Source organism: Brachyspira suanatina, from assembly GCF_001049755.1.
Lineage (GTDB): Bacteria > Spirochaetota > Brachyspiria > Brachyspirales > Brachyspiraceae > Brachyspira > Brachyspira suanatina.
Genome location: NZ_CVLB01000001.1, coordinates 1,617,937 through 1,642,040, shown reverse-complemented (window position 1 = coordinate 1,642,040; position 24,104 = coordinate 1,617,937). Strand labels below are relative to the sequence as shown.

At 27.0% G+C, this 24,104-nt stretch carries 28 protein-coding genes and 1 pseudogene; 21 read left to right on the top strand and 8 right to left on the bottom strand.

Going from position 1 to position 24,104, the window contains the following annotated elements; genetic code table 11:
• The gene (locus tag BRSU_RS07080; RefSeq protein ID WP_048594629.1) at positions 1-1,236 is read right to left on the bottom strand and encodes a peptidase U32 family protein; all 1,236 of its coding nucleotides are present in this window, start codon (positions 1,234-1,236) and stop codon (positions 1-3) included.
• A gap of 136 nt (positions 1,237-1,372) precedes the next feature.
• Between BRSU_RS07080 and BRSU_RS07075 the strand changes: the two genes are divergently transcribed.
• The 5 genes from BRSU_RS07075 to BRSU_RS07055 all read left to right on the top strand — a co-directional run bounded on the left by BRSU_RS07075 (position 1,373) and on the right by BRSU_RS07055 (position 5,450).
• Entirely contained in the window at positions 1,373-2,263 is an 891-nt protein-coding gene (locus BRSU_RS07075; RefSeq protein ID WP_048594627.1) for a hypothetical protein, read from the top strand.
• 22 nt (positions 2,264-2,285) lie between these two features.
• Entirely contained in the window at positions 2,286-3,047 is a 762-nt protein-coding gene (locus tag BRSU_RS07070) for an iron-sulfur cluster loop (protein ID WP_245158060.1), read from the top strand.
• Between the two features lie 101 nt (positions 3,048-3,148).
• A complete protein-coding gene (gene proC, locus BRSU_RS07065) occupies positions 3,149-3,940 on the top strand; it encodes a pyrroline-5-carboxylate reductase (protein ID WP_048594623.1) in 792 nt (263 codons plus the stop codon).
• Between the two features lie 138 nt (positions 3,941-4,078).
• Positions 4,079-4,441, top strand: coding sequence for a response regulator (locus BRSU_RS07060; protein WP_048594622.1), 363 nt, complete (start codon positions 4,079-4,081; stop codon positions 4,439-4,441).
• 7 nt (positions 4,442-4,448) lie between these two features.
• Positions 4,449-5,450 carry a galactose-1-phosphate uridylyltransferase gene (locus BRSU_RS07055; protein WP_048594620.1) on the top strand — a complete coding sequence of 334 codons (1,002 nt, stop codon included), beginning with the start codon at positions 4,449-4,451 and terminating at the stop codon, positions 5,448-5,450.
• Here the strand turns inward: BRSU_RS07055 and proB are convergent.
• Positions 5,445-6,590, bottom strand: a complete 1,146-nt coding sequence (gene proB, locus BRSU_RS07050; protein ID WP_048594618.1) for a glutamate 5-kinase — start codon at positions 6,588-6,590, stop codon at positions 5,445-5,447. The two genes, BRSU_RS07055 and proB, sit on opposite strands and share 6 nt — an antisense overlap.
• A gap of 65 nt (positions 6,591-6,655) precedes the next feature.
• Positions 6,656-7,906, bottom strand: a complete 1,251-nt coding sequence (locus BRSU_RS07045; RefSeq protein ID WP_083997892.1) for a hypothetical protein — start codon at positions 7,904-7,906, stop codon at positions 6,656-6,658.
• 225 nt (positions 7,907-8,131) lie between these two features.
• On the opposite strand from BRSU_RS07045, the gene BRSU_RS07040 reads away from it, so the two are divergent.
• The 9 genes and pseudogenes from BRSU_RS07040 (at position 8,132) to BRSU_RS07000 (ending at position 15,732) form a co-directional block, all read left to right on the top strand.
• Positions 8,132-9,001: an ankyrin repeat domain-containing protein gene (locus tag BRSU_RS07040; RefSeq protein WP_048594614.1), complete on the top strand. Its 870-nt coding sequence runs from the start codon at positions 8,132-8,134 to the stop codon at positions 8,999-9,001.
• A gap of 44 nt (positions 9,002-9,045) precedes the next feature.
• A complete protein-coding gene (locus BRSU_RS07035; protein WP_048594612.1) occupies positions 9,046-9,876 on the top strand; it encodes a RecB family exonuclease in 831 nt (276 codons plus the stop codon).
• Positions 9,877-9,965: 89 nt separating this feature from the next.
• A complete protein-coding gene (locus BRSU_RS07030) occupies positions 9,966-11,246 on the top strand; it encodes a GNAT family N-acetyltransferase (protein WP_048594610.1) in 1,281 nt (426 codons plus the stop codon).
• Between the two features lie 55 nt (positions 11,247-11,301).
• A pseudogene (locus BRSU_RS07025) lies at positions 11,302-12,213 on the top strand (Rpn family recombination-promoting nuclease/putative transposase).
• Positions 12,214-12,223: 10 nt separating this feature from the next.
• Positions 12,224-13,426, top strand: a complete 1,203-nt coding sequence (locus BRSU_RS07020; RefSeq protein ID WP_048594608.1) for a class I SAM-dependent RNA methyltransferase — start codon at positions 12,224-12,226, stop codon at positions 13,424-13,426.
• 80 nt (positions 13,427-13,506) lie between these two features.
• A complete protein-coding gene (gene rfaE2, locus BRSU_RS07015; protein WP_048594606.1) occupies positions 13,507-13,968 on the top strand; it encodes a D-glycero-beta-D-manno-heptose 1-phosphate adenylyltransferase in 462 nt (153 codons plus the stop codon).
• Positions 13,969-13,998: 30 nt separating this feature from the next.
• Positions 13,999-14,955, top strand: a complete 957-nt coding sequence (gene rfaD / locus BRSU_RS07010; RefSeq protein WP_048594605.1) for an ADP-glyceromanno-heptose 6-epimerase — start codon at positions 13,999-14,001, stop codon at positions 14,953-14,955.
• A gap of 75 nt (positions 14,956-15,030) precedes the next feature.
• On the top strand, positions 15,031-15,477 hold the full coding sequence (locus BRSU_RS07005; protein ID WP_048594604.1) for a CAP domain-containing protein: 447 nt from the start codon (positions 15,031-15,033) through the stop codon (positions 15,475-15,477).
• 45 nt (positions 15,478-15,522) lie between these two features.
• Positions 15,523-15,732 (top strand): hypothetical protein, encoded by a 210-nt coding sequence (locus BRSU_RS07000; protein ID WP_048594602.1) that lies wholly within the window; start codon positions 15,523-15,525, stop codon positions 15,730-15,732.
• Between the two features lie 97 nt (positions 15,733-15,829).
• On the opposite strand, the gene BRSU_RS06995 is transcribed toward BRSU_RS07000, so the two are convergent.
• The 3 genes from BRSU_RS06995 to BRSU_RS06990 form a co-directional block, all read right to left on the bottom strand.
• Positions 15,830-16,435, bottom strand: a complete 606-nt coding sequence (locus BRSU_RS06995) for a hypothetical protein (protein ID WP_245158059.1) — start codon at positions 16,433-16,435, stop codon at positions 15,830-15,832.
• A gap of 18 nt (positions 16,436-16,453) precedes the next feature.
• Positions 16,454-16,759 carry a hypothetical protein gene (locus BRSU_RS14805; RefSeq protein ID WP_245158058.1) on the bottom strand — a complete coding sequence of 102 codons (306 nt, stop codon included), beginning with the start codon at positions 16,757-16,759 and terminating at the stop codon, positions 16,454-16,456.
• Positions 16,760-16,889: 130 nt separating this feature from the next.
• Positions 16,890-17,837, bottom strand: coding sequence for a hypothetical protein (locus BRSU_RS06990; protein WP_048594601.1), 948 nt, complete (start codon positions 17,835-17,837; stop codon positions 16,890-16,892).
• 149 nt (positions 17,838-17,986) lie between these two features.
• Between BRSU_RS06990 and BRSU_RS15015 the strand changes: the two genes are divergently transcribed.
• Positions 17,987-18,121, top strand: coding sequence for a hypothetical protein (locus BRSU_RS15015; protein WP_280642052.1), 135 nt, complete (start codon positions 17,987-17,989; stop codon positions 18,119-18,121).
• Positions 18,122-18,249: 128 nt separating this feature from the next.
• Here BRSU_RS15015 and BRSU_RS06985 read toward each other — a convergent pair whose 3' ends face one another.
• Together BRSU_RS06985 and gltX are read right to left on the bottom strand one after the other, a co-directional pair.
• On the bottom strand, positions 18,250-18,642 hold the full coding sequence (locus BRSU_RS06985; protein ID WP_048594599.1) for a response regulator: 393 nt from the start codon (positions 18,640-18,642) through the stop codon (positions 18,250-18,252).
• Positions 18,643-18,660: 18 nt separating this feature from the next.
• Entirely contained in the window at positions 18,661-20,106 is a 1,446-nt protein-coding gene (gene gltX / locus BRSU_RS06980; protein ID WP_048594597.1) for a glutamate--tRNA ligase, read from the bottom strand.
• Positions 20,107-20,347: 241 nt separating this feature from the next.
• On the opposite strand from gltX, the gene gmk reads away from it, so the two are divergent.
• The 6 genes from gmk to BRSU_RS06950 all read left to right on the top strand — a co-directional run bounded on the left by gmk (position 20,348) and on the right by BRSU_RS06950 (position 24,087).
• Positions 20,348-20,899: a guanylate kinase gene (gmk, locus tag BRSU_RS06975; RefSeq protein WP_048594595.1), complete on the top strand. Its 552-nt coding sequence runs from the start codon at positions 20,348-20,350 to the stop codon at positions 20,897-20,899.
• Between the two features lie 25 nt (positions 20,900-20,924).
• Positions 20,925-21,332: a hypothetical protein gene (locus tag BRSU_RS06970; RefSeq protein ID WP_048594593.1), complete on the top strand. Its 408-nt coding sequence runs from the start codon at positions 20,925-20,927 to the stop codon at positions 21,330-21,332.
• Between the two features lie 7 nt (positions 21,333-21,339).
• A complete protein-coding gene (gene miaA / locus BRSU_RS06965) occupies positions 21,340-22,266 on the top strand; it encodes a tRNA (adenosine(37)-N6)-dimethylallyltransferase MiaA (RefSeq protein ID WP_048594592.1) in 927 nt (308 codons plus the stop codon).
• Positions 22,267-22,460: 194 nt separating this feature from the next.
• A complete protein-coding gene (locus tag BRSU_RS06960) occupies positions 22,461-23,327 on the top strand; it encodes a YhfZ family protein (protein ID WP_048594591.1) in 867 nt (288 codons plus the stop codon).
• A 16-nt stretch (positions 23,328-23,343) separates the two neighbouring features.
• Positions 23,344-23,700: a PRD domain-containing protein gene (locus BRSU_RS06955; RefSeq protein ID WP_048594589.1), complete on the top strand. Its 357-nt coding sequence runs from the start codon at positions 23,344-23,346 to the stop codon at positions 23,698-23,700.
• A 27-nt stretch (positions 23,701-23,727) separates the two neighbouring features.
• Entirely contained in the window at positions 23,728-24,087 is a 360-nt protein-coding gene (locus BRSU_RS06950) for a DUF2620 domain-containing protein (RefSeq protein ID WP_048594587.1), read from the top strand.
• The last annotated feature ends 17 nt before the right edge of the window (positions 24,088-24,104 follow it).

Genomic DNA, 24,104 nt, shown 5'->3' with positions numbered 1-24,104 from the left:
TTAATCTTCTTCTACAGTGATAATATCGTATTTTTTGAAATCATGTACTCCTGATTTTATATAGGCATTATCTATATTTCTAATATTATCAACTTCCACAAATTCATTTTCTTCCGTTTTTATAAATAGTTTGAATATGTTATCATTATGCTTTATGAAATCTTTTCCTATATACACTAAATTATCACCATTTTTTATAGTGTTGTATACTGTGATTTTGGCATATTCTTCACTGTCGTCTGCAATCATACCCATAAGTCTTCTGCCTTTTAAATATCCTTTGAGTGTAGGTTTTATATTATCTCTTCCAAAATAGAATCCTGTATCGCTTTCTCTTCTGCTTATAGTTTCAAGCTCTTTCAAATAACTTGCTATAGGTTCTTTTTTTATTGCTTCAGGATATGAATCATAACCGATTCTGTCAAGCAAATCTAATAATATTCTATAAACTCTTACAGTATTAGCCACATAATATACGCTTTTCATTCTTCCTTCTATTTTTATAGAATCAATACCGGCTTTCTGAAGTAAATGAAGATATTCAGCCATTTGTAAATCTCTGCTGCTTAATATTGTAGTATGATTTTCTCCTTCTTCAATTTCCATGAACTCACCAGGTCTTGTTTTCTCTTCTATATATGTTTTGAAATTCCATCTGCAAACCTGAGAGCATTCTCCTCCGTTAGCATCTCTGTTATTTAAAAAGTTAGAAAGAAGGCATCTTCCTGAATATGACATACATACAGCACCATGCACAAAACTTTCCAATTCTAAATCAGTATTATCTCTGATCTCTTTTATCTCATCTAAAGAAAGTTCTCTAGCTAATATTATTCTGCTTGCTCCTAAACTTTCATACATTTTACATGAATAACTATTTGTAACAGAAGCCTGAGTGCTTATATGAATAGTTGCTTCAGGTATTGTTTCTTTAACTATTCCAAGTACTCCTAAATCAGAAACTATGAATGCATCTATGTTTAGATTCTGTATTTCTTTTAAGTATGCTTTTAAATTATTTTTATCATATTCATGGAGAAAAGCATTTAAAGTTAAATACATTTTTTTATTTAAGTTTTTAGCTAATTGAGCACATTCAGCAAGTTCATCTATAGTTGTATTTTTGCTTTGATGTCTTAAATTAAATAAAGCTCCGCCTATATATGCGGCATCAGCTCCGTAATGATATGCTACTTCTAATTTTTCTTTATTTCCAGCAGGTGCTAAAAGTTCCATTTTTATATCCTATTAGTTTTTAATGCGGTTTATTTTATATCAAAATGAATAAAAAGTATATATTTAATTTTTTTATTGTTATATAATTATTTACAAATATATAGTATAATATATATTGTAAATATAGGGGTAAATTATGAATGAAGAAGAATTAATAAAATTAAAAGAAAATTTATTTAATGGCGAATATGCTGATATATTGAAGCCATTATCATCGGGAAATGTTTTTTTGGCCAAATCTGTATTAAATTCTTATATAAAAGATTTTTCATCTAAACGCAAACTAGAGGCTATAGCGTTATTCACTTCTAATAATTATAATTTTTATTATGAGGATGATGGAAGCGTTTTAAGGGTTATAAAAGAATTGATTAATAATAAGAATATAAGCGGTATAGACAATATAAGTTTCGATTTGACTGTTAATAATGCATTATTGTATGGAGACTTTGTAAGATTTGTATATGCGTTATATTTCGGAGAATTAAAAGAAGAACTTGATATTTTATTAAAAAGAATTCATGAGTTTATATTGATTATAACAAGCAATATTGTATTCAATTTCAAAAATGCCAATTTAGCCGATAGATTAAGTATATATCTTACTTCTTCTATATATAGATATATATTTGATGTATTCAGTGATTTTTATGCTATATATGGAGATTTAAAAAACAGAGCGGATGTAATGTATTATAAAAGCTATATAACATGCAATGTTATGTCTGATTATAAAGCTTTGGTAGGTCCTGATTTAATAAAAACAGCTTTATGCTTTGAAGATATACAAGATTTTGATAAGTCTGAGAAAATATATGAATCTGTTATAATGGATTTTGAATATGTATTATCTGATATAATTTGCAATTTCGATAATTATAATATAAAAAATAAAGCTGAGGATTATGTAGCTTTAATTTCTTTATGGCAGGCTTGTAATGGCATAAACAGATTAGAAAATATTAATAAATATGATTCTAAAATAGAGTCTATAGAAGAGGCTATAAATAAACTAAATTCTATTTGAATTAAATATTATGGATTATAAAATGGATAAAAGATTAGAGCTGCTTTTAAATGAATCTGACAAGATATTTAATAATATGAAAGAAGTACATTTTTTAGATGATAAAGAGGCAAATACATTTCTAAATAAGTTAGAAGAATATCCGCATGTATTTGTTTTAGGTTGCTTGATGGATGTGCAGATAAGTTCTGAAAAAGCATGGATTATACCATATAAGATATATAAAGATTTAAATACTTTTGATATATATAAATTAAAGGAAAAAGGTTTAGATTATTATAAGGACTTTTTTAATAAGAATAAACTTCATAGATTTAATGATGAAAAGGCAGAAGTATTTTATAATGCAATTAATATAATAATAAAATATTATGGAGGCGATGCTTCAAAAATATGGTTAAATAAACCAAATAGTTTTACTATAGTTTCTAGATTTTTAGAATTTAGAGGATGCGGTCAGAAAATAGCTAATATGGCAGCTAATACATTGGCAAATCAATTTAAAATAGAAATGAGTGATTATAAAAATATAGATATTTCTGCTGATGTTCATATTATTAGAGTTATATATAGACTTGGATTTATAGAATTTGAAAGATATAATCAATTAGAAGATGATAAAAAGAAATTATTAGTTATTCATAAGGCAAGAGAATTGAATCCTCAATTTCCTGGACAAATAGATTTTGTATGTTGGAAATTAGGCAGAGATTATTGCCATGAAAATAATCCTGATTGTGATAAATGTTATATGAATAAAGTATGTGCAAAAATGATAAATTAATATAATATTTATGAAAGTTTAATAAAATATCATTTTTACATTTTTGAATATTTTGGTATTATTTTATATAAGTTTGAATTTTTATATGAAAAGGAGTTAATATGATAATAGGATTTATTGGTGCCGGAGCTATGGGCGGAGCTTTAATAGAAGGTTTTATAAAATCTGGAATAGAGTATACCAATATTGTAGCAAGCGTAAAAACTATGGAGAAGAAAGATTATCTTGAAAAGAATCTTGGAATAAAAGTTTATACTGATAATAGAAAAGTAGCTAGTGAGTCAGATGTTTTATTTTTGGCAGTTAAGCCTTATATGATTCCTGCTATTGCCGCCGAGATATCATCATCTATTAAAGTTGGTGCTACTATTATAAGTGTGGCGGCTTCTGTATCAAAAAAGGATTTATCAAGATATTTTAATGGAAGCAGAATAGTGAGAATAATGCCTAATACTCCTGTTAAAACATGCAATGGTTTTATATCAGTTGTAGAAACAGAAAATAAAGTTGTTGAGAATGGTGTTGTTGAGTTACTGAAAAGGGTAGGAATGGTTAAAGTTATTAAAGAGGAACAAATACATGCTTATAATGCTATGGCAGGCTGTTCTCCTGCATTTATGTATATATTGATAGAGGCTATGAGCGATGCCGGGGTAGTAATGGGAATAGATAGAAAAACATCTATAGAAATGGCGGCACAAGTTTTTAAAGGAACGGGAGCTATGGTATTGGAATCTGGAAAACATCCGGCACAATTAAAGGATGGTGTATGTACTCCTGGAGGACTTACTATAAAAGGAGTTGAAGTTTTAGAAGAGAAAGGACTTAGAAGCGGTATTATAGAAAGCGTTATTGCAAGCTATAATAAATCTATAGAAAGTGAAAAAAAGTAAAATTTGTAGTATAAAATTCTGCTTTTTTACAATTATTTATTTGTAAAATATAATATTGTAATAATCAAAGTAAAAAATTCTATTTGACTTTTTTAACTCAATTATTATAATATGAGTATAAGATACTTGGAGAACATTATGCCTAAGAAGACAATTTTAGTTTTAGATGATGAAAAAAGCATTAGAACTCTTTTTGAAGAAGAGTTTAAAGATGAAGGATATGATGTAGTATCCACAGATAGCGGTGAGGAAGCTTTAGAAATGTTAGATAAAGGAGTTCCTCATATTGACTTAATAACATTAGACATAAAAATGCCTAAAATGGATGGCTTAGATTTTTTGGCTAAGGTTAGAGAAAAGCATAGAGAATTGCCTATCATAATATGTACAGCATATAACAATTACAGACATGAGTTTTCTGTATGGAATGCTGACGGCTATATATTAAAATCAGGTAACCTCACAGAGATTAAAGACAAGATAAAAAGACTTATAGGTTGATATTTTTATGCCCCATATCCGTAAAGACCCTGTAACAAAACAGTCCGTAATCATTTCTTCTGAAAGAACAGGAAGACCAAGCGATTATGTCAATTCATCTGAAAGGCATATCGCCAATTCTGAACTTAGCTGCCCTTTTTGCAGGGGACATGAAATGAAGACACCGGATCCTGTTTATACTGTTTATGCTGAACAGGAAGAAATTTGGCAGGTTAGAATCGTACCTAACAAATACCCTATAATATCTGAAACTCATGAAAATGAGCTTCCTAAAGAGAATGAGCTTTTTCATGCCAGCAGTTCTAAAGGGTTTCATGATGTTATTATAGAGCATCCTGATCATTACTTTAACTTTTATCATGCACAAACAGAAGATTTTTTCTACATTTTTAAAGCTGTTATGATGAGGCTTAAAGATTTAGGAAAAAATGAGGATATGATGTATAGTCTGTATTTTAAGAATTTCGGACCGGAAGCAGGGGCAAGTCTTTATCACTCGCATTCTCAAATTATAACAACTCCTTTTATACCTGTTCAGATGTATGAGGAGATTAGCGGGGCCTTGGATTATTATACTAAAAATGGAAGATGTGTATATTGTGATATTATAAAAGAAGAAAAATCATTGAATGAGAGAGTGATATGCGAAAATAATAATTTTATAGCTATATCACCATTTGCCTCAAAATCGCCATATCAAATATATATAATTCCTAAAGAGCATTCTGATAGTATTGTACATGTATCTAGTTCTAATATTTTAGATTTTTCTAGTATATTAAAAGATGTGTTTGATAGATTATATAAGCTTTTGGGTGAAGTTGGTTTTAATTATGTACTTCATACTCTTTTACCTACACTTGAAAATAAATATAAAACTTCAAGCCATTGGTTTTTAGATATAATGCCTAAAATGAGTAAATTGGCAGGTTATGAGTTAGGAAGCGGGGTATTTATTAATTCTATTACTCCTGAAGATGCTACACAGCAGTTAAGAAATATATTATAATAATACTATATAATCTCTAGTGATTACAGCATCGTAATTTTTGTACCCTAGTATTTTCAATATATCATCAGAGTGATGTCCTATTATTTTTTGAACGTCTTCAGAATTATAGTTGACTATTCCTCTTGCAAACTCTGTTCCATTTTCATCAGCAATGCTTACTATATCACCTTTTTTAAATGTATTAATTACTTTTGTTATTCCTATAGGAAGAAGACTTGATTCTTTTTCTAAAACAGCCTTTTTAGCTCCTGCATTAACTATTAATTTTCCTATTATAGTTGTGGCATAAGCAATCCATCTTCTTTTTGTTGAAAGCTCAGCATTTTCTTCAACAGGATAAAATATTGTTTTATCTTTTGTTTCAAAAATATCATTAAGTACATTAGGTCTTTTACCATTTGCTATGAATAATGCGCATCCTGATCTTGTAACTATTTTAGCAGCCTGAAGTTTTGTTTTCATTCCGCCTCTTCCACCTTTTGAAGCATCTAATCCTAAATTTTCTATTTCTTTTGTAACTTCAAATACCTCATGTATAAATTTAGCATTAGGATTAGTTTTCGGATTATCATCATAAAGCCCATTTATATCAGAGAGTATTATAAGTAAATCAGCATCCAATTCACTAGCTACCAAGGCAGAAAGTTTATCATTATCAGAAAAACTTATTTGAGTGACATCATATAATTGTTTAAGTTCATCACTTGATACAGTGTCATTTTCATTTATTATAGGTACAACTTTATATTTCAAAAGCATACTTAAAGTGGAGTGCAAATTTAAATATCTTCTTCTATTGGAGAAATCTTCTTCAGTTAGAAGTATTTGGGCAGTAACTATGTCAAATTTAGAAAATCCATCTTCATATATTGACATAAGCTGGGACTGACCTATAGCAGCACATGCTTGTTTCAAAGCAACTTCATCTAAATCTGTTGCATTAATTTTTTTAGCACCTAATCCCACAGCTCCTGAAGTAACTATTAAAACTTCTTTTCCCATTCTGTGAAACTTTGCTATAGCTTCTATAAATGAATATATTCTAGCTAAAGAGATATATCCTTCATCATTTCTTAAAACGTTAGTACCGAATTTGAATACTATTCTATTTACATTATTTAAATCTATATTTTTCATGCTAAGTATTATAAATGATATAATAAAAAAATAAAGATTTAATTTATAATTATTTTAAAATAGTTCTATTTATTTCCCCATACTCCTCCAAATTTAAAACTCATACCTAAATAAAAATCATTGTCTACAGTATAATGACCTCCATTTTTTGCTTCGTAGGATATAACACCAACTTGATATCTATCTTCTAATTCATAATATTGATAATTATTTTTATAAACCGGATCATAAGTAAATGTATCTGAAATCATTATTTTAAAGTCATCTGTTATATTAAATGTTATTTTTAGGAATGCTCTATATTTTAATTGGAAAATATCCTCGGCATCAGAATATATATTATTATCATGTATTCCAAAATGAGCAGTTATATCAAATTTCCATAATCTTCTAGCTTCAAAAAATATAAATCCGCTCATACCATAATAAGGACTATCTCCATTAAAAGTTTGTACAGAAAAATCAGTATAATATCCGTCATTGTAATGATGATCATTATTATTGTTTTCACCAGGAGAATATTCATTTTTTCTTCTTATACCATGTCTGAACCAGAAACCTTCTAATCCTACAGTGAATCTTCCATTCCTTCCATTTCTAAAATAGAAAAAAGCATTAACACTATCTCCCCATTCTTTTATTGGAATAGAACCTATTTCTGTAACTATTCCGGCCACTCCTGTGTTAATATAATCATTACTATAAGCTACTTTTGCCATTAAACCTTTAGATGAATTAGCATCAAGTCCTTCTTCACCATTAACCATACCTACACCTATAAATACACCAAAAAAGTTAGCTTCCACCATTATACCTGTATCATATCTAGGTATAAACTGACTGTCGTATCCTATAGGCATATCTCTAGGTCCTGAAAGTACTGTTGCTTTATTACTGCTTACAGTATGATAATAAAATAATGTAGGAAAATATGATGTCATAGGTATATTTTTTGTGTATGGTTCTAAAACTCCTGCTCTTATGCCTACATATTTGAAATTTACAAATATATTCATTTTAGAGAAATCAAATACAGGAGGAGACATATCTTTATAAAATCTTGCTTTATGTGATAATGGCTCATAGAATCTGGCATTGAAAGCAGCTTCTATTGAGGCATATTTATATTCTTTTATATAGTGTAAATCTCCGTATAATAAAACACCTAAAGTATCTTCATTTCCAGTCTGCTCTATTAAATCGCTCATTCTTCCATAAGCTACCATCTCTAAAGATGCTGATAATTGTCCGTATCTTTTTATATTATTAGTATTTGTAGTTTGAGAATATGCTTTATTACTCATAATAATTAACATAATACAAAAAATAGAGAAATAAAAAAAATTGATTTTACTTATTAATATACTATAGTGTTTTTTATTATACTTATTCATAAAAATCTCCTTTAAAATATTAAATATATTAGTTTATATAGGATAATATATCAAGTGGTATAATATGAAAATTATTATATTAATTGTTGTATATTTTTAAATATATACTATAATTTATAGAAATATAATATAGTTGAGGGTATTTCCATGAAAAAAATATTTGTTGTGGTTAGTTTGTTTTTATTTAGTTTTATATTATATTCACAAGACATAACAAATTCTGAAACTTCTCAAAATGAGTCGCTTACAAACTCCAACAATGAATTTTTTGATTATATAGAAAAAGGTGATATTGCTAAAATAAGAGAGTTATTAAGACAAGGAACAAATGTTAATAGTACAAATTCAGAAGGCTGGTCTGCATTACATGTGGCAGTTAGAGCAAATAATATTGCAGTAGTAAAAGAATTATTATCTCAAAAATGGATTGATATGAATCCTGTACTTCCTGTTGATACAATATTAATGGATGGAGATAACAAATGGTATGCTGATGGTCAGACACCTCTTTTGCTTGCTTCATATTATGGATATGCAGATATAGTTAATATGCTTTTAAGTTATGGAGCTGATGTACTTGCCAAAGATAGTATAGATGATGCTATGTCTATACATATTGCTTCAGCAAGAGGAAATGCTAATGTTGTTTCTGTGATATTAGATTCTTCTGCGGCAAGAAGTTCAGGTATAGATATAGTTAATGTAGGAGATAATACAGGAACTACTCCTTTAATGTGGGCTTCTATGAATAATCAGGTAACAGTTATAGCAGCATTGCTTAAATTTAAAGCAGATGTTAATTTCCAAGATGATGATGGATGGACAGCTTTGCATTTTGCTGCAGCTTCTGACAGTTACAGAGCCGTAGAAATACTTTTGAAAAATAAAGCAGATGCTAATATAGCTGATATAGAAGGTAAAAAACCTGTAGATATTACTACTGATACTGATATAAAAGAATTACTTAATAAATATACTTCTGCTGAAACTGAAAATAACAATACAGCAGAAAAATAATAATAACTATTATTAATATATAGATTTAATAATAATTTTAATTTATGGAAGCTAAAAAATTACAGAGATTTAGTGAATACAGCATGTCTACATATTTGCTTTGTCCTAGAAAGTATAGATATACTTATATAGAGAAGCCTTTTAAAAAGCAAAAGAGAAGTGTTAATGTTTATTTTATCTTTGGTAATGCTATACATTTGGCTTGTAAAGAATTTTATGAACAGCGTGCAGAAGAAAGAACTTTAGAGAATCTGTATAATATTTTTAGAAATGTATGGAAAAGAAGCGGTATAAGAGCATTTTTCAATAGCAGGGAAGAAGAAAAGGAACTTGGAGAAAGAGGGCTTTATATGCTTTCTAATTTCTTTAATTCATTTGGACAGAAAGTACCTTACAAAATAGAAAGCTATATGGAAAATAGAGTCAGAGATTATATTTTATTTGGAAGGATAGATAGAATAGATTTATCTGCTGATGGTACATTACAGATTGTAGATTATAAAACCACAAAGTATTATGATGTTGGTGAAGATAATGATGAGAGAGATAGAAAAACCATACAGCTTAAATTATATGCATGTATATTAGATGGGCTTAAATGTAAGGTTACAAGCGGTTCTTATTATCATTTTGAAGATGATAAATTAGATACTATAGAATTTACTCCTGAATCTATTAATTATTTAAGAGAATGGTTTGATGAAATAGTTGATGATATAAGGTATGACAGAGCTTTTGATAAAAAGGTTGGAAGGCATTGTGAGTTTTGTGACTTCTTCAAGTTATGTCAGGGTAAAGAAGATAATATTGATAATTTAGTTCTTCCTTCAGATGAATTATTTATGGCCAATATAGAAAATTCTAATAATAATTGATTATATTTGCTTTCATAATTTTATAAATTGACAATTATAAATATTTTTATTATATTAACTATGTATTATGTAAAATATAGGTAAAATTTATGAGTACTCATCATAATAAAGAAGATTCTAAAGAAAATATAATAAAGAAAAAGAAAAATAAATTTAGAATAAGATATTTAACATTAGAAGATTTAGATGATTTTAATAATTTATTAAGATATGCATTTCAAGTGAGCAATAATGAACTTATAAATCTTGGTTATGAGATTGATGAAATAAAACAGGCTAAATCTGCCGTATTAAGCAAGGCTAAAGTTTTAGGCTGGTTTGACGGTGAAAAGTTAGCTTCTCAAATTGCTGTTTATCCTATGAGAATGAATATACATGGCGTTATATATAAAATGGCTGGTATTACTGGTGTTGCCACTTATCCTGAATATTCTAATCTAGGACTTATGAATGATTTAATGATAAAGAGTATTGAGAACATGAAAAAAGAAGGTCAGACTATATCCGTATTATATCCTTATTCAATACCATTCTATAGAAGAAAAGGGTGGGAAATTATTTCTGATAAGATGAGTTTTGAAATAAAAGACACTCAGCTTCCTAAAACTATAACTAATAAGGGCAGGGTAGAGAGAGTCGCTTCCGACAGTGAGGATTTAATAGAGCTTTATAATGAGTTTTCTCATACAAGACATGGTGCTTTGATTAGAGGAGATTTAGAATGGGAAGAGTATTGGAGATGGGATGTAGATGATACTATAGTGGCTATATATTATAATGAAAAAGAAGAGGCTAAAGGTTTTTTAGTTTATGTAATAGAAAATGATATTTTTCATATAAAAGAAATTGTTTATCTTAATTTTGAGGCTAGGCTTGGACTTTGGAATTATATATCAGCACATTTCTCTATGGTGGATAAAGTTCATGGTTATAATTATACTAATGAACCTATTGCATTTTTACTCGAAGACAGCGAAATAAAAGAAACTATAAGACCTTATATAATGGCAAGAATTACTGATGTTAAAGGATTCATTAATGATTATCCATTTTTAAGAAAGCCTAAAAATAAAAAAATCAATTTAATAATAAAAGATAATATGGCTAAATGGAATAATGGAAGTTTTTTAATTTATTGGGACGAAAACAAAAATACTGTTTGTAAAAGACTTAATAAAGAATATAAAAGAAACGGTAAAGACAGATACATTATAAGAATGAATATTCAAACTCTTACAACAATGCTTATGAGTTATAAATCTCCTTCTTATCTGTATAGAATCGGAAGAATAGAATCAAGCATAAAAGGAATAAATTTATTAGAATCTATTATACCTAAAGAACAGGTTTATTTTTCTGATTATTTCTAAGTTTATAATATTATACTTCTTTGACAATTTATTATGTTTTTATTATAATAGTATTATGAAAGAGATTAATAGACTTAATGATTTATTTGTACGATACCTAATCGGAAAAGAGGGAGATGAGGATATTTTAGAAAATATTGTTAATGCTGTTTTGAATGATGCAGGTCTTGAATCTATCAGTAATCTTGAAATTATTAATCCTTATAACTTACCTGAAAATGAAAATTTAAAAGAGTCTATTCTTGATGTTAAAGCAAAAACTAAAGACGGTAAGAAAATACTTATTGAAATACAACTAGTTGGAAATAATAACTTTATAAAAAGAATATTATATAGCTAAAAATATAGCTTTAGAATTAAAAGAAAGTGATTTATACATTAATATAAGCCAAATGATTAGTATTAGTTTTATAAATTTTAATTTAGATATAGGAAATGAAACTGATATAAGAAAAGAACATAAATGTTTAACATTTGCTGATATTAACAATCCTAGCCTTAGACTGGACGATTTTCAGATACATTTTATATAGATTAAGAGGTTTGCAGAAATATTAAAAAATACTAGTATAGATGACTATAATAAAAATAAACTTTTATCTTGGATTGATTTTTTTACAACAAAAGATTTAGAAAAAGATATTAATAAACTTGCAGGAGGTAATGATATAATGTCAAAAGTTATGGATAAATATAAAAGATTTGTAGCCGATGAAAAAGAGATGTCTGCCTATAATGAAAGAGACACTTTTCTTTATGGACAGGCTGCTATGCTTCAATATGAGAGAGAAGAAGGAAAAAAAGAAGGTATAGAAATAGGTATTCAGCAAGGTATAAAAGAAGGTATTGAACAATGAGAAAAAAATAAAGCTTTATTATAGCTAGAAGTCTTAAAAAATCAGGTTTAGATAAGAAATTTATAAGTGAAAATACAGGATTAACTATAGAGGAAATAGAAAAACTTTAATATAAATTTTATGAAAGTTAAAATTATTGATACTGCTTATGGCGGATATGGAATTGCTAAAGATGAAAATGGAAAGGTTATATTTGTAGCCCATAGTGTTGAAGGCGATATATTAGATATCACTATAACTAAAGAAAGTAAAAAATTTTCTTATGCATCTATAAATAAAATAATAGAATCTTCCAAGTTTAGAATAAAACCAAAATGCAAGTATTCAGGTATTTGCGGAGGATGTTTATTTAATCATATAGAATATAATAAACAATTAGATATAAAAAAGAATGTTGTTTTAAATGCTATTAGAAATATTGACTTTAATAAAGATATACAAATAATTTACGGAAATAATTTTCATTACAGACTTAGAGTTAATATGATAGCAAATAATGGTAAAATTGGTTTTTATAGATTTAAAAGCAATGAGTTTGTAAATATTGATGAATGTATTATTTTAAAAGAAAGTCTATTTGAAAAGATAAAAAAAATTGCTTCTGAAAATAATATTACAGGAAGTATTTATGCAATAGAAAATAACAATGACGAAGCTCTTGCATTTATTGAACTTAATAAAAAAATAAATATAAAATGTTTTGAAAAATATTTTAAAGGAATAACAGTAAAGCATAATAAAAACATTAAAAGTTACGGAAGTGATACTATACTCTATAAAACTAAATACGGTAATATACCAATAGGGCATAAAACATTTTTTCAAAGCAATTTATATCTTCTTGATGATTTTCAGTATAATGTTATTAAATATTTGAATGATGATGATAGTACTATAGTTGAGCTTTATGCCGGAAGCGGATTTTTTACATCTGCTTTAAAAAATAAATTGGATAATAGAAGTTCTAATAATAATTATAAATTTGTAGCTTCAGAGATAAATAAAGACTCTGTGCTTATAGCAAATAAATATGGTTTTGATATAAAAAATGAAGATGCATTAATAACATTAAAAAATATTGATTATGATATTGATGCTTTGATAGTTGATCCGCCTAGAGAAGGAATTGATAAAAAAGTAATAAATGAAATAATAAGAATCAAGCCAAAAAAAATTATATATGTTTCATGCGATCCTATGACTTTTGCACGTGATATTAATTTATTGAAAGAGCATTATAATTTATTGGATTTAAATATTATAGATATGTTTGCTGATACTTATCATATAGAACTTATTTCTTTTTTAGAGTATAAAAATTGAATATAATATTTTAATTCTTGTTATTAATATGTTACATGATATAATTAATTAAATAAATATAAAATTGGAATAAATCAATAATGATAAATAAAAAACTGATAGAAAGAAATAATTTAGATACTGTATTAAATAAATATAGAGAAGAAAATAAAAAAATAGTATTTACAAACGGTTGTTTTGATATACTTCATCGCGGACATGTGGAATATTTACAGAAGGCTAGGGAACTTGGTGATTTGCTTATTCTAGGGCTTAATAGTGACGATTCAGTAAAGCGTTTAAAAGGAAATGACAGACCTATAAATAATGAAATTGACAGAGCCATAGTTTTAGCTGCTTTGGAATGTATTACTTATATATCTATATTCGATGAGGATACGCCTCTTGAATTAATAAAAATAGTAAAGCCGGATATTTTAGTAAAGGGTGGAGATTATAAAATAGAAAATGTTGTAGGCAGAGAATATTCAAAAGAAACAGTACTCATTGACTTTGTTGATGGATATTCTACTACTAATATTATCAAAAAAATTAATAGTTAATATAAAATAATAAAAATCGGAGGATTTAATATGATTATAGTAACAGGAGGAGCCGGATTTATAGGTTCTAATATAGTAAGAGGATTAAACAATTTAGGAATTGATGATATATTAATAGTTGATAATTTGAAAAACGCTTCTAAACATAAGAATTTAAATAGAATTAAATTTAAAGACTATATTGATAAAGAAGATTTCACTTTAGATTATTTAACTTCATTTGTAAATAATAATAAAGTTGAGGCAATATTTCATCAGGGTGCTTGTTCTGATACTATGGAAACAGACGGTAAATATATGATGAAAAATAATTATGAATATACAAAAAATATTCTTCATGTTTGTTTGGATAAGAAAATAAGATTCTTATATGCTTCAAGTGCCTCTGTATATGGAAATGGTGAAAATGGTTTTGAAGAAGATGAAAAAAATGAATATCCTTTGAATGTTTATGCTTTTTCAAAATATCAATTCGACAGATATCTAAATAAATTATTTAAAGAAAATAAAGTAAATAGTCAGGTTGTAGGACTTAGATATTTTAATGTTTACGGACCGCAGGAAAATCATAAAGGAAAAATGGCTTCTGTTGCTTTTCATTTATTCAATCAGATAAAAGCAGGTGAGAGAATGAAAATATTTGAAGGAAGCGAGAATTTCTTAAGAGATTTTATACATGTAGATGATGTTATATCTGTTAATAATTTCTTTTTTGCAAATCCTGATAAGTCTGGAATATTCAACTGCGGTACAGGAAATGCTGAAAGTTTTGTTGAAATAGCTAAGGCATTAAAAGAAGTTTATAAATCAGCTGAAATAGAATATATAGCATTCCCAGATGTTTTGAAAGGTAAATATCAAAAATATACTCAGGCAGATTTGAAAAAACTTAGAGCAGCTGGTTATGATAAGCCTTTTATGAATGTTAATACTGGTGTAAAAAAATATGCTGAAGTTTTGGAAAAAAGCGGCGGTTATTTAATGTAAAAAAGTTGTATAAAATGTTTTACGATTATAATTGATAATGATTTTATATCATATAAACTTTTTTAGGACTTTATTATGAAAAAAATTATTTTAATTACATTTAGTATTTTATTTTTAGCATTGCCTTTATTTTCTCAAGACCCTGAGCAGTCAGCAAAACTTCTTGATTTAATAAATGAAGAAAGGCAAAAAGCAGGACTTGAAGCATATCAAACAAATGAAGATTTACAAAATGCAGCAGCTATTAGGGCAGAAGAGATATCAAAAGTTTTTGAATCTAAAAGACCTGACGGAAGTGAAATGCATACTATATTTTCAGAAAATGGTATAAGAGTAGCATATTATGGCGAATCTATAAGAACAGGATATGAAACAGCGAGCGGTATTTTTAAAGCTATGATTAAAGATCCAAGCGATTCATCTTCTATATTAGATATGGATTATACTCATATTGGTATTGGAATATATAAGAATGCTAAAAATACATATTGGGCTATTCTTTATTGTTCATTGGCTGAATAAATAATATTTTTATTATTGAAATAAATCAAAATGGAGTAAACTCTTATGAAAAAAATTATTTTTATTTGTTGTATTGTATTATCAATGATTTTTATATCTTGTGAAGATGATAAAGTTGAAAAAAGTATAGACAAAGTTACTGACAAGATAGAAAATTCAATAGATAAAGCTGGAGACAAAATAGAAAAAGCCGGTGAAAAGGCTGAAAAAGCTTTAGATGAAGCAGGAGAGAAAATAGAAAATATTGTAGATTAATAATAAATAATATTAATTATTTAAATCTGTTAAATTAATAAAGGCTTGGGTTTTTTATGAACTCAAGTCTTTCATTATTGCTAGTTGATATAATTTATTATTTTTTAGTAAATGTGTCAGTAGTTTGTGATTCTAACTTTAATGTGAATAATGAATAATCAATTTGTTTTAGATGTTCTATATTTTTTATTACTTCATTAATATCATTTTCTATTGCTGATATATCTTTATGAGTCCCGGTTAAAGGCTGTCTTGTCATTTTAAGTATATTGTTATTTTCAAATTTTAAAGTATATTTTTCATACATATTATAGTATTTTTCAGCTTCATCAAATATCAAACCTTCTGCTGTAGAAGGATCTATTGTAGATGGTATATTCTTTTTTAAAGACGATGGATTCAATATATATTCATTTTCAGATAACTTTATTAATTTTTCAGTATACTTTTCATAATATATAACAATATTATTTTGTACTTGTATCTTAGTAACCATTCCATCAGATTTAATTTCAAATCCATATCCTTGTGAATTTTCATCATAATATATACCTACATAATCATTTGGTATATATCCGCTTATTTCTATTAAATTAGCATTAACATTATTATTATTAACTTGTCCAGATAATGATAAACTCTTGCCGCTTAAATTAAGTGAAACATCTATTGCATTCATATCAGCAGCATTTTGAGCAAACATTATTGATTTTGAAGTTGCTTATGAAGCGTCATATTTTATAGTAGGCATTTGACCTTTTATTGTATATTGTGAATCTGATATTTTAGTAACCATTTCTTTTTTTATTGTTAATAATCCATTTTCCATATTCATATAAATACTTCCATCTTCATTAATAAATAATGCAGAAGCATTTCCAAATGTTCCAAACGTGAAATTGCCTGTAAAAGATTGTGAATGATTGGCATTATTGTTATTATTGTTTGTAGGTTCTGTAGGTTTCTTTTCACAGCCAATGCTTAATATAGATAATAGCGTTATTAGAGTAAGTGAAAGTTTTTTCATATTTTTCCCCTTAAAAATATATTTTATTTATTAACTATTATTTATTAATGCTCATATATAACTAATATATAAAAGGCTTTCAATTTTGAATTAACTCAAGCCTTTTATTATTGTTAGTTTATATAATTTATTATTTTTTATTAAATGTGCTAGTAGTTGCTGATTCTAACTTTAATGTAAATAATGAATAGTCAATTTTGTTTGTATATGATCTGTCTTTTGCAACTTCTTCAATATATTTTCCTATAGTATTTACATCTTTATAAGTAGCTGTTAATCCTTGACCTGTCATTGTCATAGTATTATTTTCAAATTTTAGAGTAGATTTTTGAGATATATTATAATATTTTTCAGCTTCTGTTATTACAATACTTTCTGCATCAGCAAAACTTATTGTACCAGTGCTTGGTATATTTCTTTTGGCAGAATTATGATTTAATATATATTCATTTTCAGATAACTTTATTAATTTATCAGTATATTCTTGTTCTACAACAACAATACCATCTTGCTTTCCTTTCATAGTTATATAACCATCAGACCTTATTTCAATTTCAGTATTATTTTTATCATCACCTATATAATATACACCAACATAATCATTTGGTATATATCCGCTTACTTCTTTTAAATTAGCATTTACATTATCACTATTAACTTGTCCGGATAATGATAAACTTGTACCGCTTAAATTAAGTGAAACATCTACCGTATTCATATCAGCAGCTTTTTGAGAAAGCATTACTGACTGTAAAGCGGCTGATGAAGCATCATATTTTATAGTAGGCATTTGTCCTTTTATTGTGTACTGTGAATCAGATTTTTTAGTAACCATTTCTTTTTTTAATGTTAATAAAACATTATCCATATTCATATAAATACTTCCGTCTTCATTTATTGATAAAGCAGAAACATTACCAAATGTACCAAACTGGAAATTATTACCAGTAAATGATTGTGAATGACTGACATTATTATTGTTGTTGTTATCATTGTTTGTAGGAGCTGTAGATTTATTTGAACAGCTAATTGTTAATAAAGTTAATAACATTATTAATGTTGTAAAAAGTTTTTTCATATTTTCCCCTTAAAAAATATATTTATTAAATTTTTATTAATTAAAATTTTTGCAACGACAAAAGAAATGCAGTATTTTATTAATTGTGTATTTTTGATTGATGAATTATTAATATTATTATTGAAAATTATAAATTTATAGCTTGGAGCTTGGAGCTTGGAGCTTGGAGCTTGGAGCTTGGAGCTTGGAGCTTGGAGCTTGGAGCTTGGAGCTTGGAGCTTGGAGCTTGGAGCTTGGAGCTTGGAGCTTGGAGCTTGGAGCTTGGAGCTTGGAGCTTATTATAAAAATTATATTATTCATATAATATATTATATATTAATGTTACTATATGTCAATATATAAACAAAAGGCTTAAGTTATTATTAAACTCAAGCCTTTATTTGTTTTTTATTTTTATTAGTAATAAATTTTATTATTTATTTTCCTGATCTTTTTTGTATTCTATAGCTTCATGTACTATAGGAATTAAAGTATCAAAATCTAATGGTTTTTCTATGAGTCTGAATACTCCCTCTGCTATTATCTCTTTTACCATTTCAGTATTACCATAAGCTGTAATTATTATAATAGGTATGGAGCTTTTTCTTTTTTTCATCTCTCTTATAAGAGCAAGTCCAGTCATAGAAGGCATAAGCAAATCTGTGATTATAACATCGACAGGATTATGCTCTAATATAGTTATTGCTGATTTACCATTTTCTGCTGTAACAATTTCAAAATCATGAGGTTCAAAAGTGTATTTTATAAGATCCCTAATAGGTTCTTCATCATCTACAGCAAGTATTAAAGGTTTACCATTAATCATATTTTACCCCAATTATTATTAAATATACTTAGATAATCTGTAAAGAACATTTTTTTTGCCTAGAAGTTCACATATATGTGATAATTCGCTTCCGGCAGAACTTCCTGTCAATACATATCTTATTGGGTGATATAGATTAGGACCTTTTAATCCTGTTTCTTTCTGTGCTTTTTTGATTAAAGCTTTCATATATTCATCAGTAATTTCATCAGTATTTTCTATATCATTTTTGATAAACTGAAGAAGTTTTTTGCTTTCTTCTTTATTTACCATTTCTTTCATTTCATCAGTAAGCTCAAAATCATTTTCAAAGAATACAGGAACATATTTTACAATGTCGGATAAAACAACACAGTTATGTCTTATAACAGAAACAAGTTTTTTAGCCCAAGCATGTTCTTCTTCTGTATAATTTTCTTTTAAGAAACCGCCATTAACCAAATATGGAATAAACAACTCTGTAACTTCATCTAAATTCATATTTTTTATATGCCAAGCATTCAAATGTCTTAATTTAGCAGTATCAAAAATAGCAGGGCTTTTAGAGAATCTGTCTAATTTAAATGCTTTAATCATATCATCATCAACCATAGTTTCCATAGCTTCAGGGTGAGTCCATCCAAGTAAAGCCAAGAAGTTTCTCATAGCCTGAGGAAGGAATCCTTCATCTTTGTATTCCATTAAAGTAGCAGCACCATGTCTTTTTGACAATTTCTTTCTGTCATTACCAAGTATTGAAGAAGTATGTGCAAATCTAGGTACTTCAGCACCTAATGCCTCATAAATTAGTATCTGCTTAGGAGTATTTGATATATGGTCTTCTCCTCTAATAACATGTGTAATTTTCATTAACATATCATCTATAACAACTGCATAGTTATATGTAGGGAATCCATTTTCTCTTACTATTATGATATCTCCTATTTCATCACTATTAGTTTTTACTATTCCTCTAACAAAGTCATCAAAAGTTACTATTTGATTCTTTGGTACTCTGAATCTAATTTTAGCAGGCTCTCCATTTGCTACTCTTCTTTTAGCCTCTTCTAAAGGTATATCTCTACATTTACCATCATAAATAATAGGCTGATTAAGAGTTCTCTGCATATTAGATTTTTTCTCTAATTCTTCAGAAGTACAAAAACAATAGTATGCTTTTCCTTCTTCCATAAGTTTTTCAGTATATTTTTTGTATATATCTAGTCTTTCAGACTGAAAATAGGGACCATAATCCCCGCCAACTTCAGGGCCTTCATCCCAATCTATACCAAGCCATTTCAATGATTTTATAGCCATATCAACAGCTTCTTTAGTGCTTCTTTCCTGATCTGTGTCTTCTATTCTTAGAATTAATTTTCCTTTTATAGCTTTGGCATATAACCAGTTGAATAATGCAGTTCTAGCGTTTCCTATATGTAAAAAACCTGTTGGAGATGGAGCGAAACGAACTCTGATATCCGACATAATTTACTCCTTGATTTTTAAACTTGACTTATTATACATTAAAATAAATAAATATCAATTAATATAACATTTTTATGCAAAAATAAATTTTTAAGCAAATTTAGTTATTTTTTTGTGTTATATGTATTGTTTTTTTATTATATTATGTTTTAATTACTAATATATGAATATTTTTTATATAAAACTTGAAATATTTTTATTTATATAATATAATAAGTTGCAATTCTATATTTGGTGTATTATGAGCAATATCGTTGTTATTACAGCCCCTTCGGCAGCCGGTAAAACTACTTTAATAAAAAAGTATATGGCTAATCATTCTAATGCAGTTTTTAGTGTTTCGTATACCACTAGACCTAAAAGAGAAAATGAAGTAGACGGCAAAGATTATTATTTTGTAGATAAAGAAAAATTTGAACAAATGATATCAGATGGAGATTTCATAGAATGGGCATTGGTTCATGATAATTATTATGGAACATCATTCAAAGAATTAGAAAAAGCTGATGATGAAAATAATATTTTGATACTTGATATAGATATTCAAGGTGCCTTATATATAAAAAGCAAGGGAATAGATGCTAATTATATATTCATAACTCCTCCTTCTATGGAAATTCTTAAAAAAAGGCTTGAGGATAGGGGAACTGAAACTGAAGAAAGCATAAAACTCAGAATTTGGGATGCCAAAAGAGAATTAGAATATAAAGATAAATTTGATATCATTATAGAAAATGATGATGTTGAAGAAGCTTATAAAAAATTAGAAGAAGCAATCAATTCAAAATTATAAATTTAAAATATATGGAGTTTAATATATGGGTATAATACCGTTAGAAAAACTTATAGAATATAAGGGTAATCGCTATGAACTTAGCAAAGCTATGATTGAATTGGCTAAAAACGGCGGTACTCTTCTTAAAGGTGAAACTAAATACAGAGGCGGAAAATATATACCTACTGTTATGAAAAACATACTTGACGGAAAAATTAAGTATGAATATGAAGATGGTGTAGATATGACAGTAGATGAAGAAGCACCTTTTAAGCATTCTGAAGTTTCTTATGATGAAAATGAGTATGCTTCAGAAGATGATACTGTAGAAGAAGAAAACGAATCTGAATATGTAGTTGCCGATTCTGATGATGATTATGATGATGATTATTCTGAAGATGAAGAAAAATCAAAAAAGAAGAAAAAATCTTCAAAGAAAAAAGATGAATAAATAAATAGTGAAAAAGATCGTATTTATATCAGGAGCAACAGCTTCAGGTAAAAGCAGTTTTGCTCATAAATTGATAGATCAATATTTTAATAATGCCGCCATAATATCTATAGACTCTATACAGGTTTATAGATATATGGATATAGGCTCTGCCAAACCTTCCCCTCAAGAAATAAAAAAATACAATTATAAAATGGTTGACATATTAGAACCTTCAGTCAATTTCAATATAAAAGAATATCTTGATATATTTAAAAATGTAATAGAAAGCATAGATAATGTTCCTATATTCGGTGTAGGAGGTACAGGATTTTATATAGATGCTATTAAATATGGTATCTTTGATGAGGAAAATGATAATCAGGAAGCATCTCAAAAAATAAGAAAAGAGCTTTATGAAAGAATAGATAAATATGGGCTTGAAAGTTTATATTCAGAGCTTTTAGATATTGATAAAGAAGCGGCAGAGAATATAGACAGATTCAATGCAAGACGAGTTGTAAGGGCTTTGGAAGTTTATTATAATACAGGAAAAAAATTCTCAGAATTAAAAAAATTAAGAAAGCCTGTTATTGATTTGGATTATTTAAGCTATGTTATTGATATTGATAGAGAAACTCTTTATGATAATATTAATAAAAGAGTTGATATAATGTTCGAAAAAGGTTTGCTTGATGAGGTAAAAAAAATTATTGATATGGGTATAGACAATAGTTATACATCAATGCAGGCTATAGGTTATAAAGAAATTTATGATTATTTAATAAATGAATCAATGAGTTTAGAAGATACTATTGAACTTATAAAAAAACGTACAAGAAATTTTGCAAAAAGACAATTAACTTGGTTTAGAAGAGAAGAACATAGAAGAATTAATGAAAATGATATCGATAAAGTGGCCCATGAAATAAAGCAATTTTTTGGTATAAATTGAAAAAACTTATTTTCTGTAATTTTAAATTGTAATATCTTTTTAATATTTTTATATCTGTAAATTAATAATATTTATTAAAGTTTATATTTTATCAAACTAAATTAATAAAAATTTTATCATGTATTGACATATTTTATAATTAAATTATAATAATATTATTCTTATTTTCAAAATAATGAAAATAAGGAGGTGCCATGAATCATAAAGAAACAGCAATTTATGAAATATCCAAAGATATTCTATCTAGAAATATAGGCGATAACATAGATACTATAATGAATTATTCAGAAAGATTTGATATTTCATTAGGTACTATACATAAAGTATTACAAATATTGGATAGTAATAATATTGTTAAATTATACAAAAAAGGAAAATACGGCACTTTAATAGAAAATATAGAGTATTCTAAACTTTTTGAAATTCTTGGCTATAAATATTTGTTATGTGTAATGCCAATAACTTATTCTAAAATATATAAAAAAATAATGGATAATATAAATAATAGTTTTAATCTTCCTATTCCATTATATTTTTCCCATATGAGGGGAGGATATATTAGATTAAAATTATTGATTGAAAATGTATATCATTTCGGTATAGTGTCAAAATTAGCTGCTATGGAAGCTATATCATCAGGATTAAATTTAGAAATTATAGAAGAATTTGGATACAGATCTTATGTAACAAAACATATTATTTTAAAAAGAAAAGATCAGGAAATATCAATTATTGGTATGGATTATGATTCTAATGACCATTTATTTTTAACTAAATTTAATTTTCAAGATATGAAAGATGTAAAAATGATTGATATAAAATATTCAGAGGTTATAGATAGACTGCTAGATAAAACTATAGATGCTGCTATTTGGAATTATGATGATATTTTAGATAAGATGTTTACTCTTGAAAGCAATGGTATAGTTGTGGAAGATATTGCAGATAATGACAGTAATTTATTGGCTACTGAGGCTGTTATCGTTATTAATAAAGATAATGATATAGTTAGAACAATATTTAAAAAATTTTTTAAAAGGGAAAAATTTAAATTAATTTAATATTAGGATAATTATTATGAATTTAGAAACAAGATTAGAAATTTTACACTCATCATCTGTAATAGATACAGATACAAAAGATATAATGGTTAAAATTATTAATATGTTTAAAGATAAGTATAATATAATTTTAACAGAAGAAAATGCATCTATGATGGTAACTCATATATCTATGGCAATTATGCGTGTTAAGAATAATGAAGATATAAAATCAATAGATGTAGCTGCTTACCAAGAAGTGTTGGAAAATGAAAATTATGAAAAAGTTTTAGAGATTTATGATGATATTTTAGCAATATCAAATATTTCATTTCCAGAAGATGAGAAGAAATATATATTAGTTAATATTTGCGTTATATTAGAAAATATTTAAATAAATAAATAATAATGGAGGAATTTTATGTTAAGAATAGTTATAGGTGGTCAAATTGACAAACAAAAGCTTGCTGATTTAGTTTCTAGCATAGCTGGGGATAAGGCATCTGTTGTAGTAAAAACAGATATAGAAGCTGCTATGGATATAAAGAACAATGCAGCGGATATTTATCTTGGTGCTTGTAATACAGGCGGCGGCGGAGCTTTAGCTATGGCTATAGCTTTATTAGGGGCTGATAAATGTGCTACTATTTCTATGCCAGGAAATATAAAGTCTGATGAAGAAATAGTGAAAGAAGTAGCAAGCGGTAAAAAGGCATTTGGATTTACAGCTCAGCATATAGAACAAGTTGTACCAATAATTATGGGAGAGTTATTAAAATAATATAATTTTATAATTTG

What these genes read in the sequence shown, in the direction of transcription:
- BRSU_RS07080 (WP_048594629.1), bottom strand. Translation starts at nt 1,236, where the DNA reads ATGGAACTTTTAGCACCTGCTGGAAATAAAGAAAAATTAGAAGTAGCA.
- BRSU_RS07075 (WP_048594627.1), top strand. Translation starts at nt 1,373, where the DNA reads ATGAATGAAGAAGAATTAATAAAATTAAAAGAAAATTTATTTAATGGC.
- BRSU_RS07070 (WP_245158060.1), top strand. Translation starts at nt 2,286, where the DNA reads ATGGATAAAAGATTAGAGCTGCTTTTAAATGAATCTGACAAGATATTT.
- proC (WP_048594623.1), top strand. Translation starts at nt 3,149, where the DNA reads ATGATAATAGGATTTATTGGTGCCGGAGCTATGGGCGGAGCTTTAATA.
- BRSU_RS07060 (WP_048594622.1), top strand. Translation starts at nt 4,079, where the DNA reads ATGCCTAAGAAGACAATTTTAGTTTTAGATGATGAAAAAAGCATTAGA.
- BRSU_RS07055 (WP_048594620.1), top strand. Translation starts at nt 4,449, where the DNA reads ATGCCCCATATCCGTAAAGACCCTGTAACAAAACAGTCCGTAATCATT.
- proB (WP_048594618.1), bottom strand. Translation starts at nt 6,590, where the DNA reads ATGAAAAATATAGATTTAAATAATGTAAATAGAATAGTATTCAAATTC.
- BRSU_RS07045 (WP_083997892.1), bottom strand. Translation starts at nt 7,906, where the DNA reads ATGTTAATTATTATGAGTAATAAAGCATATTCTCAAACTACAAATACT.
- BRSU_RS07040 (WP_048594614.1), top strand. Translation starts at nt 8,132, where the DNA reads ATGAAAAAAATATTTGTTGTGGTTAGTTTGTTTTTATTTAGTTTTATA.
- BRSU_RS07035 (WP_048594612.1), top strand. Translation starts at nt 9,046, where the DNA reads ATGGAAGCTAAAAAATTACAGAGATTTAGTGAATACAGCATGTCTACA.
- BRSU_RS07030 (WP_048594610.1), top strand. Translation starts at nt 9,966, where the DNA reads ATGAGTACTCATCATAATAAAGAAGATTCTAAAGAAAATATAATAAAG.
- BRSU_RS07020 (WP_048594608.1), top strand. Translation starts at nt 12,224, where the DNA reads ATGAAAGTTAAAATTATTGATACTGCTTATGGCGGATATGGAATTGCT.
- rfaE2 (WP_048594606.1), top strand. Translation starts at nt 13,507, where the DNA reads ATGATAAATAAAAAACTGATAGAAAGAAATAATTTAGATACTGTATTA.
- rfaD (WP_048594605.1), top strand. Translation starts at nt 13,999, where the DNA reads ATGATTATAGTAACAGGAGGAGCCGGATTTATAGGTTCTAATATAGTA.
- BRSU_RS07005 (WP_048594604.1), top strand. Translation starts at nt 15,031, where the DNA reads ATGAAAAAAATTATTTTAATTACATTTAGTATTTTATTTTTAGCATTG.
- BRSU_RS07000 (WP_048594602.1), top strand. Translation starts at nt 15,523, where the DNA reads ATGAAAAAAATTATTTTTATTTGTTGTATTGTATTATCAATGATTTTT.
- BRSU_RS06995 (WP_245158059.1), bottom strand. Translation starts at nt 16,435, where the DNA reads ATGTTTGCTCAAAATGCTGCTGATATGAATGCAATAGATGTTTCACTT.
- BRSU_RS14805 (WP_245158058.1), bottom strand. Translation starts at nt 16,759, where the DNA reads ATGAAAAAACTTTCACTTACTCTAATAACGCTATTATCTATATTAAGC.
- BRSU_RS06990 (WP_048594601.1), bottom strand. Translation starts at nt 17,837, where the DNA reads ATGAAAAAACTTTTTACAACATTAATAATGTTATTAACTTTATTAACA.
- BRSU_RS06985 (WP_048594599.1), bottom strand. Translation starts at nt 18,642, where the DNA reads ATGATTAATGGTAAACCTTTAATACTTGCTGTAGATGATGAAGAACCT.
- gltX (WP_048594597.1), bottom strand. Translation starts at nt 20,106, where the DNA reads ATGTCGGATATCAGAGTTCGTTTCGCTCCATCTCCAACAGGTTTTTTA.
- gmk (WP_048594595.1), top strand. Translation starts at nt 20,348, where the DNA reads ATGAGCAATATCGTTGTTATTACAGCCCCTTCGGCAGCCGGTAAAACT.
- BRSU_RS06970 (WP_048594593.1), top strand. Translation starts at nt 20,925, where the DNA reads ATGGGTATAATACCGTTAGAAAAACTTATAGAATATAAGGGTAATCGC.
- BRSU_RS06960 (WP_048594591.1), top strand. Translation starts at nt 22,461, where the DNA reads ATGAATCATAAAGAAACAGCAATTTATGAAATATCCAAAGATATTCTA.
- BRSU_RS06955 (WP_048594589.1), top strand. Translation starts at nt 23,344, where the DNA reads ATGAATTTAGAAACAAGATTAGAAATTTTACACTCATCATCTGTAATA.
- BRSU_RS06950 (WP_048594587.1), top strand. Translation starts at nt 23,728, where the DNA reads ATGTTAAGAATAGTTATAGGTGGTCAAATTGACAAACAAAAGCTTGCT.